Annotated in this window: 7 protein-coding genes and 1 pseudogene; 7 read left to right on the top strand and 1 reads right to left on the bottom strand. The window is 69.8% G+C overall.

Annotation, left to right across the window (positions count from 1 at the left end):
* The first annotated feature begins 46 nt into the window (after nt 1-46).
* From H6H00_RS04825 to mobF, 3 genes are all read left to right on the top strand, one after another.
* Nucleotides 47-1,900: a type IV secretory system conjugative DNA transfer family protein gene (locus tag H6H00_RS04825; RefSeq protein ID WP_255425577.1), complete on the top strand. Its 1,854-nt coding sequence runs from the start codon at nt 47-49 to the stop codon at nt 1,898-1,900.
* On the top strand, nt 1,897-2,520 hold the full coding sequence (locus H6H00_RS04820) for a hypothetical protein (protein ID WP_185720148.1): 624 nt from the start codon (nt 1,897-1,899) through the stop codon (nt 2,518-2,520). Before H6H00_RS04825 ends, H6H00_RS04820 begins: the two co-directional genes overlap by 4 nt.
* Before the next feature lie 129 nt (nt 2,521-2,649).
* On the top strand, nt 2,650-6,996 hold the full coding sequence (gene mobF, locus H6H00_RS04815; protein WP_185720147.1) for a MobF family relaxase: 4,347 nt from the start codon (nt 2,650-2,652) through the stop codon (nt 6,994-6,996).
* 21 nt (nt 6,997-7,017) lie between these two features.
* On the opposite strand, the gene H6H00_RS04810 is transcribed toward mobF, so the two are convergent.
* The gene (locus H6H00_RS04810) at nt 7,018-7,617 is read right to left on the bottom strand and encodes a hypothetical protein (protein WP_185720146.1); all 600 of its coding nucleotides are present in this window, start codon (nt 7,615-7,617) and stop codon (nt 7,018-7,020) included.
* A gap of 288 nt (nt 7,618-7,905) precedes the next feature.
* Here H6H00_RS04810 and H6H00_RS04805 point away from each other — a divergent pair.
* The 4 genes and pseudogenes from H6H00_RS04805 (at nt 7,906) to H6H00_RS04790 (ending at nt 12,710) form a co-directional block, all read left to right on the top strand.
* Nucleotides 7,906-9,120, top strand: a pseudogene (locus tag H6H00_RS04805) (IS110 family RNA-guided transposase).
* 557 nt (nt 9,121-9,677) lie between these two features.
* On the top strand, nt 9,678-10,937 hold the full coding sequence (locus tag H6H00_RS04800; RefSeq protein ID WP_185720145.1) for a hypothetical protein: 1,260 nt from the start codon (nt 9,678-9,680) through the stop codon (nt 10,935-10,937).
* The gene (locus H6H00_RS04795) at nt 10,934-11,230 is read left to right on the top strand and encodes a hypothetical protein (protein ID WP_185720144.1); all 297 of its coding nucleotides are present in this window, start codon (nt 10,934-10,936) and stop codon (nt 11,228-11,230) included. The genes H6H00_RS04800 and H6H00_RS04795 overlap by 4 nt, the downstream gene beginning before the upstream one ends.
* The gene (locus tag H6H00_RS04790; RefSeq protein ID WP_185720143.1) at nt 11,220-12,710 is read left to right on the top strand and encodes a class I adenylate-forming enzyme family protein; all 1,491 of its coding nucleotides are present in this window, start codon (nt 11,220-11,222) and stop codon (nt 12,708-12,710) included. The genes H6H00_RS04795 and H6H00_RS04790 overlap by 11 nt, the downstream gene beginning before the upstream one ends.
* The last annotated feature ends 31 nt before the right edge of the window (nt 12,711-12,741 follow it).

Below are 12,741 nucleotides of genomic sequence, written 5' to 3'. Positions count from 1 at the left end.
CCCACGCCGCCACCAACGGCGCCCCGATCCGATCGGAGATCCAGCCGTGAACGGCTCCGCCCTGCTCGTACTCGCCGTGTCCGCCGGGGTGGCCTGGGCCGCCTGGAGTCGCGGTGCCCGTCTGGTCGCCGTCGCCTTCGGGGCGTTCGCCCTGCTGCCGGCGATGACGCTATACCGGCAGACCCCCGGGTGGGTCCTCGCCCTGCTGCTCGCGCCAGCGGCCCTGCTGCTCTGGCACCGCTACGCCCGCACGTCCGCGGTCGTCGTCCGCTGGGGTGCCCGCACTCGGCGCAAGGTGGGCGTCGCCTCCACAGCCGACATCGTGAGGGTGGCCGGTTCCCTGGCGATGCGCCGCCGGGCCGGGACCGTCCGGCCGTCCTTCGCTGCTGTCACGCGCTGGCAGCGGGTCGCCCGCTACTGGACTGTCCGCACCGCCGACGTCGCCGTGCTGCTCTGCCGCGCCGGGCTGATGCGCGTCTGGGCGTCCAGCGAGGACGTCGTGTGCATCTTCGGCGGCCCGAGGACCGGCAAGTCGCAGTATCTCGCCGGCCGCATCCTGGACGCGCCCGGCGCCGTCCTGGTGACGTCGACCCGCACCGACCTCTACGACCTGACCGCGCCCCTGCGCCGCGCCCGCGGCCCGGTCTACGTGTTCAACCCGGTGGGGCTCGCGTCGCTCGGCTCGACGATCACCTTCGACCCGCTCACCGGCTGCACCAACCCCGTAACGGCCGCCGAGCGCGCCGCCGACCTGCTCTCGGCCGGCATGTGGGGCGGCGGGTCGGGCGACCGGGAGTTCTGGGAGTCGCAGGCCCGGCGCGTCCTGGCCGCGCTGTTGCACGCCGCCGCCCTCGACAGCGACCTAACGATGCACGACGTGCAGCGGTGGGTCACCGACCCGGACGACGCCAAGGCCGAGGTGGCGTCGCTGCTGCGTCGCTCGCCGCAGCCGGCCCTGCAGCAGGACGCCGCGCAGTTCCTCGCGACGAACGAGAAGACCCGCTCCTCGATCACGTCGACGATCATGCCCGCGCTCGGCTGGCTCACCCACGAGGCGGCGACCGCCGCGGCGACGGGCCCGCGGACCGGGGGAGCCGGGTTCGACGTCGCCGAGCTGCTCGACGCCCGCGCGACGGTCTACCTGCTCGGCGCCGAGGAGACGCAGACCGCGCCGCTCGTCTCCGCCCTCACCGGGCACATCGCCCGCGAGGCCCGGCGGATCGCCGCGCTGCGCAAGGGCGGTCGGCTCGACCCGCCGCTCACCCTCGCCCTCGACGAGGCCGCGCTGATCTGCCCGGTGCCGCTGCACCAGTGGACGGCCGACATGGGTGGGCGCGGCGTGACCATCATCGGCGCGTTCCAGTCCCGCGCGCAGTTGCTCGACCGCTGGGGCGACGCCAAGGCCGAGGTCATCCTCAACAACACCGCCGCCGTCATGGTGTTCGGCGGCACCCGGTCCCGCGACGACCTCAACTACTGGTCGACGCTGGGTGGCGACCGAGACGAGCCGATCACCACGACCGATCTGCACGGGCGCGTCGCGTCCCGGACGGTCCGTCGGGTCCCGGTGCTCGCACCGGCGCAGATCGCGAACCTGCCCGCCGAGACCGTCGTCGCCTTCCGCCGCGGGATGCCGCCAGTCATCGGACGCGTCGAGATGGCGTACCGGCGCCCCGACGTCCGGGCGTGGCAGCACCCGGACGCGCCCGACGTCCGACTGCGCGCCACCGCCCGCACGGCCCGCCGGTGGCTGGCGGTCCGCGTCGCCCGGCCGGTCGCGTGGGCGGCGAGCGTCCTCCGTCGGGCCGCCGACCCGTGGCGCGCCGTCGAGGTTGTGCCCATCGAGGAGCGTCCGCTGCTCCGCGTGGTGCGCGGTGAGGGCGACCGGTGGCCGCGATGAGCGCGTCCGAGGACGAGCAGCTCGGCGCCGTGGCGAAGGCCGTGGAGCGCAACAGCCGCCGGGTATCCGCGCTCGACGCGCTGGTCCGCCAGCTCGCCGGGGACCTCGCCGAGGTGGCCGCCGCCCTCACTCCGGCCGGGGAGGCGCCGACCGCGGTCCGGTCCTGGATGCTCGCGCAGGACCCCGAGCAGGCCGTCACCGACCTCGCCGACCTGATCGCGTGGACCCGCCGCGTCTACCTCCGCTACCCGGACGCCGTGCTCTCCGCGTGCTGGCTCTGGCACCCGGACGTGATCGAGGAGCTGTGGTGGCTGCGCCGCGCGCACGCCGAGGCGTTCGACCCCCAGGCGGGCACCTGGCCCCGCGTCGGCGACTGGCACGAGCGCCAGCGCCCCGGCGTCGCCAAGCGCGTCCGCGCCGCGATCGGGACGTGCGAGCTGTCCCTGCACCGCACCGGCACCGCGCACGCCCGGCCGGCCGCACCCGCGCCGCTTGCCGAACACGCCGAGCTGATCGCCATCGCCTGGACGAAGGACGCACTCGCCCCACGACCCGAACCGACCGACGAGCAGCTCCACGAAGCCGACATCCACACCCGCCAGCAACACCGACGCACCTGACCGAAGCGCATCACCGCCAGGACGAGCAGAAGAACCCAGGACGAAGCACACCGAGGCATCACGATCCCGTGGTGATCTTCGCTCGCCCTGGCGTGCTCGCTCGATGGCAAGATCAACAAGGAGGCTGCCGTGCTCAGCATCGCTACCGGACACTCCGTCCGCTACCTCACCGACGCCGTCGCCAAGGGCCGCGAGAACTACTACACCGGCGCCGTCGCTGCGGGCGAACCGCCGGGACGTTGGTACGGCGCCGGCGCCGAGGCCCTCGGGCTCGACGGCCACGTCGACCCGCACCTGATGGAGGCGCTCTACTCGCACCTGCGGGACCCTCGCGACCCGCGCTCTCGCTCGCCGGAGACCTGGGACGAGGCCGACGCGCTCGCGCCGGGACACCGCAAGTACCGCAGCGCGGACGAGATCCACACCGGGCTGCTGGAGTCGCGCCCGGACGCCGGACCCGAGGAGCGGGCCGAGCTGCGCGCGCAGGCCGAGCGTTCCTCCCGTCAGGCCGTCGCGTTCCTCGACCTGACGTTCTCCGCGCCCAAGAGCGTCACCGTCCTCGCCGTCGCCTTCGAGCGGGCGGCCAACGATGCCCGCGCCGCGGGCGACGAGGAAGCCGCGCAGGCGTGGGAGGCACACGCGCAGGCCGTCGAGGAGGCCGTGATGGCCGGCGCCCGCGCCGTGATCGACTACCTGCAGGACGAGGCCGGCTACTCCCGCGTCGGCCACCACGGCGGAGGGGCAGGCCGCTGGGTGGACGCTCACGAGTGGGTCGTCGCGCAATTCCTGCAGCACGACTCCCGCGACAAGGACCCGCAGCTGCACGTCCACCAGGCCGTGCTCAACCGAGTCCCGTGCGCGGACGGCACGTGGCGCACGCTCGACTCCCGCGCCATCCACGCCCTGCGCGGCGCGGCCGGCGCGATCGGCGAGCGGGTCATGGAGGCCCACATGACGCGCTCGCTCGGCGTCGAGTTCGCCACCCGTCCCGACGGGCGGGCGCGCGAGGTGGTCGGCGTGTCGGCCGAGGTGATGGACCTGTTCTCCTCGCGCCGGCGCGCGGTCACCGGCCGGACGGCGGAGATGCTCGGCGAGTTCCGCCGGACCTATGGGCGCGAGCCGTCGTCTGCGGAGCGGTTCTACATCGCCCGGCAGGCCACGCTCGCCACCCGCGCGGCGAAGTCGCACGTGGGGGAGACCCGCGGCGAGCAGCTCGCCCGGTGGACCGAGCAGTGCGCGAGCACGATCGGGACCGGACTCGGGCAGATCGCCCACGACGTGCGGGCCCGCGCCCAGCAGGCAAGCGAGGCGGCCGCGTGGTCGGTGCGCGACGTCGTCGACCGCGCGCTCGCCGGGGTGTCGGAGACGAAGCAGGCGTGGACCCGCTCGGGGCTCCTGCGAGCCGTCTCCGACGCACTGCCGGGCAACCTCCGCATACGGCCCGAGGACGTCCGGCCGCTCCTCGACGGGCTCACCGACGCCGCGCTCGACGGTGCGGTTCCGGTGACCCGCCCCGGCGATACGACCAACCTGCCGGCGTCGGAGCTGCTCGCCAACGGCCAGTCGCCCTACACCGCGCCCGCCGTCGCCCTGTTCACCACCGAGGGCCAGGTCTCGGCGGAGCACGCGCTGCGCGCCGCGATGGTCCGCCGCGGCACGGCCCGGTTCACCACGGACGCCGCAGACTCCATGGTCGCCCGGTTCGCCACGTCCGGGCGCCCGCTGGGCGTCGACCAGGCGGCCGCGCTGCGCGGCGTGCTGACCTCTGGTGCGCAGGTCGAGGTCCTGTCGGCCGCGCCCGGCACCGGCAAGTCGTTCGTCGTCGGCGCGCTGTCCGAGGCGTGGGCCGGCCTCGACGACCGGCGCGTCTTCGGGCTGACCCCGTCGCAGGTGGCGGCCGGGGTGCTCGCCGAGGAGGGCGTCACCGCCGCGACGAACACCGCCGCGTGGCTCGGTGCGCAGAACCGGCTCCGCGCCGGCTCCGCGGCCGACGAGCGGTGGCGGCTGCGGCCCGACGATCTCGTGGTCGTCGACGAGGCGAACATGGCCGGGACCGACCAGCTCGCCGAGATCCAGGCCCGGTGTGCCGAGTCCGGTGCGAAGCTGCTTCTCGTCGGCGACCCGCGCCAGCTCGGCGCCGTCGGGCCGGGCGGGGCGCTGGCCGACGTCGCCGAGCACGGTATCCGCTACGAGCTCACCGACGTCCGCCGCTTCCATTCGCAGTGGGAGCGCGCCGCGTCGCTGCGACTGCGTGACGGGGACACGGGTGTGCTCGCCGAGTACGCCAAGCACGGCCGGCTCCGCGAGGGCGGCACGCCCGAGCAGGCCGAGACCGCCGCGTCCCGGGCGTGGCTCGCCGACACCCTCGCCGGCCGCGAGTCGCTGCTGATGGTCCGCGACAACGCCGCCGCCGCGCGGGTGTCGGCCGCGCTGCGCGCCGAGCTGGTCGCGCTCGGCCGGGTTGACGAGCAGGGTGTGCCGCTCGCCCGCGAAGGCTGGGAGGGCGTCGTGGCCGGCGTCGGCGATCTCGTGCAGGCCCGTCGCAACGGGTGGGAGCTGATCGGCGTCGACGGCAACACCCGCGCCCCGATCAACCGCGACACCTACCGCGTCACCGCGTTGCGCCCGGACGGCGGGCTCACCGTGGCGCCGGTGGTCGAGCGGCGCCCGGACGGGGAGGTGCTCGGCGACCCGCTCGCCCTGCCGCCCGCCTACGTGACCGCCGACCTGACGCTCGGCTATGCCTCCACCGTGCACGCCGCCGAGGGCCGCACGGTCGACACCGCCCATTGCGTGCCCGGGTCCGGGACGGACCTTCCCGGACTGCTGGTGCCGATGACCCGCGGGCGGGAGAGCAACGCCGCGTGGGTGGTCACCACCGCTACCGCAGCGGACACCGACACCGGGCAGACGTTCGAGATTGAGCCGCGCAGTGCCGCCGCGGTGCTGGCCGACGTGCTCGACGGGTACGAGCGCGAGCGCTCCGCGCTGGCCGAGCGCGAGCAGGACGAGATGGCCGCGCGCTCGACGATGACCCACGTCGACCAGCTCGCCGACGTCATCGGCCGCACCGTCACCGTCGGCCGGACCGCGGCCACGCTCGACCGGCTCACCGCCGAGGGCGCGATCACGCCCGACCAGCGCACCGCGCTCGCCGCGGACGAGGCGTTCGGCTCGTTGGAGCGGCTGCTGCGCACCGCGGAACTCGCCGGCCACGACCCCGATGCCGTGCTGTCCGGCGTGCTCGCCGACCGGGACCTGACCGGCGCCCGCTCACCCGCCCAGGTGCTCCACAGCCGCATTACCACTGCCTACGCCGGCCGGCTCACCCCGCACCTGACGACGATGAGCGACCTCATCCCGTCCCGGGTGCCGGAGGAGTGGGCCGCATGGATGCGCGACCGCGCCGAGGCCGCCGACACCCGCCGCCACGAACTCGGCGCCGAAGTCGCCGAGCAGCCGCCGCGATGGGCCCTCGATGCGCTCGGCCCGGTCCCGGCCGACGACGACGTGCTCGCCCGCCAGGAGTGGGAGCACCGCGCCGGCTGGGCCGCGGCCTACCGCGAACTCGCCGGATACACCGACGACCGCGACCCGCTCGGCTTCGCGCCAGCCCCCGGACTCGCGGAGAAGGCGGCGGTCTACCGGGCCGCGCACGAGGCGCTCGGGCTGCTCGACGCCGGCGCCGAGGAGGCCGACCTGACCGACGGCCAGCTCCGCGCCCGGTACGTCGCGTACCAGCGGGAGGAGCAATGGGCGCCGCGCGACGTCGCCGACGAACTCGACGCCGTCCACCAGGCCCTCGCCCAGGCCTGCACCGACGCCGAGGTGTGGGCCGCGCACGCCGACGCCTCGGGCGTCGACGAGGCCGACGCCGCGCGGCTCCGTGCCGACGCCGCCGCGGCCGCGCAGGAGGCGGAGCAGCTCGCCGCACGCGCCGCTGTGCTCGAGGACGCCGACGAGGCCCGCGGCCGGTGGTACGTCCACACCGCCGTCACGCGGGACGAGGCCCACCGCTCCGGCGCCGAACTCCGCGCCCGCGGCATCGACCCCGACGAGCAGGACGACCGTGTGACGGCGGACGAGTGGCTCGCCGCGCACCTCGCCGAGCAGGCCGACGCCGAGCGTGACCGCGCGATCCACGACGAGCACGAACTGCACGACCCGGCGGCCGAGCTACTCGACGAGCCGGTCGACGCGGTCGAGACCGCCGTGCCCGACGTCCGTGAGGTCAGTACCGCGCACGTCAGCGAGCGGACCGACGCGGCTGAGCGTCGGCGCATCCCGACGGTCGACGAGACCGCTGAGACCGTCGAGCGCGCGCAGGCCGCCCTCGCCGAGATCGCAGCCCGGCAGCAGGTCGAGGCTGCCCGCGCTGCGCGGGCCGCCGAGGACGAGCAGCTGATCGAGCTGGGCCGGCAGGCCGAGCCGGTCGTCGAGATGGACGACGGCGCGGAGCTGGTCCGCGATCGCTGATTCCGGCCCGCGGGTCGGCGCCTACGCCGTGGCGTCGACCCGCGCTCGGACGTGCGCCCAATAGCGCCGCGCGTCGGCCTGCGCCTGGTCGCGCGCAGCCTGCTCGGCGCCCCGCCAGGCTGCATCCCGCTCGGCGGGCCGACGTCCGTAGAGGTGCGTCCGGTCGCGCCGGATGCCCGTGGCCCGGTGCCAGCTCGTGTAGATCGGGAAGTCCTCCCGGACACCGAGCAGCCACGCCAGCGTTCGCCAGGCGCCGTAGGCGAACTCCACGTCGTCGACGGCCGCCGGCATCGGCTCGACGCCGAGCCGGCGCCAGTCCTCCGCCCTCGGCTCCGGGGCCCCGGCCGCGACGCACAATGCCACCCACGACTCCGCCCGCGCCAGCTCCCACGAGACGCCCGCCGTCCACGAGCCGTCCGGTCGGTGCTCGCCCGGCGATGCGCGGCGGGTGATGGGCGACACCTCGCCGAGCGTCAGCCACGCCAGCGCCGCGGTCACGCCGATATCGCGGGCGGTCACCGCGCGTTGCCCGAGCCCGAGTCGGCGCCGGGCCACCCGCTCGCACTCCATCACCGCGTCGAACTCCGGGACCACCCACGACGGCAGGGCCAGCGTGGACATGACCTGAGTATGCGACCGACCCCCGACCATCCGGAAGCACGAACTACCCGGGCTCCGCCCGGACCCGGCTCGTTACCTTGTCGATCAGCCCGTGAGGGCTTGCAGGCCGCCGGCCACGGTACGACTTCCCGGCCTGTCACTCGATGATCAAGAGAGTGATGTCGCCGTGGTCGGAGGGCGCCAGCGACCGCTGATGGAGACCTGACCCGAGCCTTCGTGGTCTGCCGTGACGTGGCTGCCGGTGAGGGTGCTCGCGGTCGGCCTGCCCAGCGGAACAGGAGCCGCGAGGTGACGGATTCAGCAGACGAGCCCGAGGGTAGGCCGGTCGACTACGCCGTGTTCTGCGAGGTCGACGTCGGGAAGTCCACGCATCACGCGTGTGCGCTGGACCCGTCCGGGCACCGGCTGCACGACAAGGCGCTGCCCAACGACGAGACGGCGCTGCGGCAGGTGTTCACCGACCTCGGTGTACACGGGCGGGTCCTGGTGGTGGTCGATCAGCTGGCGTCGATCGGTGCACTGGCGATCGCGGTCGCCCGTGCCATGGGCGTCGACGTGGCGTATCTGCCCGGGTTGGCGATGCGCCGCATCGCGGACCTGAACCCGGGCCAGTCCAAGACCGATGCACGCGACGCGTTCTTGATCGCCAACGCGGCCCGGAGCATGCCGCACACATTGCGCCGGGTCAGCGTCGACGAGGAGACCGTCACCGAGCTACGGGTCCTCGCCGGCTACGACGCGGACCTGGTCGAGTCGGGGGCCCGGTTGTCCAACCAGCTCCGCGACTCGCTGCTCCACGTCCACCCCGCGCTGGAGCGGGTCCTGGGGCCCGTCTGGATCGACCAGGAGTGCTGGATCTGCTTGCCGCCGCCCCGACCCCGCAGGCGCTGCGCGAGCTGGGCGCCGACGGGATCGCCGGGCTGCTGCGGCCACGGTCCCCGCACATGGCACGCACGCTGCCGGAGCCGATCACCGACGCATTGCACGCGCAGACGGTGGTTACCCCGGGGGCCGGGGCGTTCGCCCGGGTCATCGCGGGCGTCGCAGCACAGCTGCGTGACGTTCGGATCGAACGCGACGCCCTGGCCGCGGAGCTGGAGCAACGCCTGGCGGCCCACCCTCTTGCCGCAGTCCTGAAGGTCGATGCACGGGGTCGGGCTCAGGACCGCACTCACGGTGCTGACCGTCGTCGGTGACGCCTCAGGGTCCCCTAGCGCCGCGCACCTGGCCGCCTACGCCGGCCTGGCCCCGGTCACACGGCGCTCCGGCACCTCGGTCAAGAGCCAGACCCGGTCCAAGCGCGGGCACCACGGGCTGAAGAAGGCGCTGTTCCTCTCCGCGTTCGCTAGCCTGGCCGACCCGGCCAGCCGCACCTACTACGACCGCAAACGCGCCGAAGGCGAGCGGCACAACAGCGCCCTGATCTGCCTGACCCGCCGCCGCCTTGACGTCCTCTACGCAATGCTCCGCAGCGGCCACCCCTACCGGCCCCCCGGTCGCTGACAAACTGAACCCGGCCGCTGCCGCGGCGTGAAGGACCAGAAGAGACCCTCGGTCGGGTGGAGGGGGGAGTCTCCACCGCCGCTCGGTCGCCCCGAGGGATGCCACACCAGGGGTGGTCGGCGCAAGCGGAAGCGCTGCTTGCCCCGACCACCCCTGGCGCGGCCTTGCTGCGCACGCCCGACCGACGGTGGAGACTAGAACGCGCGTCAGCCGTCATCGAGACGGAGCCTGGCCAGGGCCACTCCGCCGACGAGTCGCGGGTTGACAGGACATAGAGACCACTCACTCCGGCGGAGGCGGCCAACGGCGTACGCCGCGGTGGGGAGGTGGTTGGGGAGGTCCCGCCGTCGCTCGGTCGCCCGAAGGGAAACCACACCGGCGGGGGGAGCCGCAAGCGGAACAGCGTGCTTGCCCCTCCCGCCGCCAGCGCAGCCTTGCTGCCCACGCCCGAACGACGGCGGCCAGGCATCATGCCAGGTCCGTCTGGGTGGATGGGGGCCAAGAACCGATCGCATGTCGACAAGCGCTTAGTACAGTCCTCATACTTAGGTCGATACATGAAGCCTGGCCACACCCATGCGGGGGTAGCGTTGTACATTCGATCACACGATTACAACGAGATGCTCGGCGCCATGTCGGCCAAACTGATAAGGGACTCACCGAAGACCCTTCGTCCGTACACTGTTCGAGAGGCCGTAGATAAGGGTTGCAGGCTTGTCGAAGTCTGGTTTAAGACTGCAGGATGCAGGTACTTCCTGCAGGGTGGCTGCACGATGTGCAACTACGGTCGCCACCATAAGGTGGGGACTGACGAGATGGTTCAGAGTGTGGCCAGCGCGCTGGGTGAAGCCGGCTTACAGGCAGGAGACAAACTTCTTATTAACCCGTCGGGCAGCCTGCTTGACGAGGGTGAGGTACCCGCCCACGCGCTAGACCAGATACTTGCGATGGCTAGGGAGCTACCGCTCGCCGGCTTCGAAACCGAGGCGCAAGCTCAGTACGTCACGGATGAGGTATTAAGTCGCTTCCGTGAGCTAATGCCGGACATACCTCTAAAAGTTGTATGCGGAGTCGAATCGGCGCATCCATGGGTGAGAAGAAACGTCTTTAATAAGGACCTTCCGACGAGCACCCTTCTCAACGCGTTTGCAAGCGCTACAAGGTATGATATCGCCCTCTCGACCAACTTGATTCTAGGCGCCCCGTTCCTATCGGAACGCCAATCGATCTCGGATTGCGTCCGGTCAATCCGCTGGCTACTTGAAATCGGCATCAGAGATTGCTACATTTTCCCGACGAGTATCAAGGTGGGGACACTCACTCATTGGTTATGGCAAAACGATAGATTTCGGCCTCCGTCACTCTGGAGCCTAATCAGCGTGCTTGAACAACTCAATGAGGACGAGCTAAGCTGCGTTTCTGTCGCTTGGCACAAACCATACTATTTCAACCAAGCGACAAGTATTCGAAAGAGTAGCCGGATCCCCTTCACGTGCCCGCAATGCTACCGGCAGGTCGTAGGGCTACTTGATGAATTCGTGGCTACGCGGAGCCGCAGCGTTGTGAACACTCTAAGTCAAACTTCCTGTGCTTGCAGGACAGAGAGTGTGAGGCGGCCCAACAATCAAACTGAGGTGAGCATTCAGCAGGCAGTACGCGAATCGATCTGGCACACAGCGTTGGAGATTCTTGGCGAGACCGTGGCAGTCAAACTGCTTCCCGATCTGGAGCGCTCATTGACTACCCGTCCGGGAGAAGAGTGCTTAGATCATCACTTTGGTCAGAACTCTGGAGCCACTGGCGGTGAGAATCCATGAGCAATGGCCCAGACCGGCCCGCGCAGACTGATCAGAATAGCGATACTCGCGAACCCGTTATTCAGATCTTAATGGGATTTGCTGACGGGGCAATCGCAGACCGTGCAGCCAGCCTCGTAAATGAACTCGATTCCCTGGAGATAGTGGAACTTGCGAAGTTCATCGAGAATGTTTTCAAGGTGCGCGTTGGTATAGAGGATATTACGTACGACAACTTCTCCTCCGTCTACGACCTCGCGGACATGGTTCTCGCCAAAAAGCAGCTGATCGAGAAGCGAGGCAATGATGCCTAGGACCACCGAGCTGGAGGAGCTCGATAGAATAATTCATGCAACCAGACCGGACCAGCTATTTGCGATTGATGCCTGTACTGGGGTGTCGATAACCTACGGCGAGCTGCAAGCCCGTACTAGCGCAATTGCGACATCCGTCACATCGGCCCTAATGAAGGATAAGAATTGCGTGATCCTGAGTATTAGTGATCAGTACCTCTTTACGCTGGTCTACTTGTCCTTGTTTCGCGCCGGTGTGTGCGTCGTTCCATGTAGCCCCGCCTCGACGGCTTCGGCCATTGATCGTATAGCGCAAATGGCGGGAGCGGGCGCTGTAGTCGCCGACCGAACAATCTCGTCACAAGTTCCGTTGATTGATGCCGCTGCAGTGTCGCGTGTCGCGCTAAACCGCGGCGTCGTTCCTCAAACGAAGTGGCGACAAACTGCAGGGAACGCAGTGACGCTATTCACCTCCGGCACAACCTCAACACCTAAAGGGGTTCGACTGGGAGCGTCAGGAATGTTGGCCAATGCTACCGACTTCGCCGCAGCAGTAGGTATATCAAGCGCCCGACTGCTTGGCTTGCTCCCGATGCATCACACGAATGCGCAGATCGCGAACATCCTCGTTCCGGTAGTGACTGGCAGTACGATTATCTGTGGCGGCCAGTACAATATCACGGCCCTCTCACGTCTGTGGGGCCAGATTGAAGAGTTCGGGGTCAACTACGTCGATGTCGTTCCGACCATAATCCACACTCTATTGCGGCTGCCTCCGAATCAAGCTCCACGACTCGCTTCCCTGAGATACTTCATCTGCGGCGCAGCCCCAGTTAAGGCCGCTGATCTCATTCTTTTTCAGGAGATGTACGGAGTCGAAGTGCTGCAGGAGTACGGACTCAGTGAAGCAACTTGCTTCTCATCGGTTGAGCGCCCGGCCGCCAGGCGCCTGGGGACAGTCGGGATAGCACTACGCCGAAATGAAATTGAAGTTCGTGACGAGTTCGGTCAGCGTCTTGGTAGCGACCAGGTAGGCGAGGTCTTCATCAGAGGCGAGTACACGATGCTTGGGTACGTCGGAGGCGACGCAGCTTCCTACAACTTGACTGTTGACGAGGATGGATGGCTAGAGACTGGAGACTTAGGATCAATAGACCCGGAAGGCTATTTGCAGATAGTCGGCCGAAAGAAGGATGTGATAATTAAGGGTGGGCTGACTATCATGCCGGCAGACATAGAAGAAGTTGCCACCCTGGAGAGTACGGTCGCCGAAGCGGCGGCCGTCGGGGTTTCAGACGACTACTATGGCGAGAAGATTTGGCTATTTGTTTCCGTCCGCGCGCAAGCCCTCGACTATAATTCGTTGCACAGCCTCCTGCACGCAGGCCTCCCACCCGAGATGCAGCCAGATCGAGTCGTCGCGGTAAGCGAGATCCCTCGTACCGACTCCGGGAAGGTCAGGCGGCAGTTGCTTCGGAACCAGTACTCGACTCCGAAGTAGCATGGCCGCTGCGGGATTGGAGCCGAGGGCC

This window comes from Pseudonocardia petroleophila (assembly GCF_014235185.1).
In the GTDB taxonomy this organism is placed as follows: domain Bacteria; phylum Actinomycetota; class Actinomycetes; order Mycobacteriales; family Pseudonocardiaceae; genus Pseudonocardia; species Pseudonocardia petroleophila.
The sequence above is the reverse complement of the archived record's forward strand: the minus strand, read 5'-3'. Positions and strand labels throughout refer to the sequence as shown.

Coding starts and splice junctions, on each gene's coding strand:
- H6H00_RS04820 (WP_185720148.1), top strand. CDS start 1,897: ATGAGCGCGTCCGAGGACGAGCAGCTCGGCGCCGTGGCGAAGGCCGTG.
- H6H00_RS04800 (WP_185720145.1), top strand. CDS start 9,678: ATGAAGCCTGGCCACACCCATGCGGGGGTAGCGTTGTACATTCGATCA.
- H6H00_RS04790 (WP_185720143.1), top strand. CDS start 11,220: ATGATGCCTAGGACCACCGAGCTGGAGGAGCTCGATAGAATAATTCAT.
- H6H00_RS04810 (WP_185720146.1), bottom strand. CDS start 7,617: ATGTCCACGCTGGCCCTGCCGTCGTGGGTGGTCCCGGAGTTCGACGCG.
- H6H00_RS04795 (WP_185720144.1), top strand. CDS start 10,934: ATGAGCAATGGCCCAGACCGGCCCGCGCAGACTGATCAGAATAGCGAT.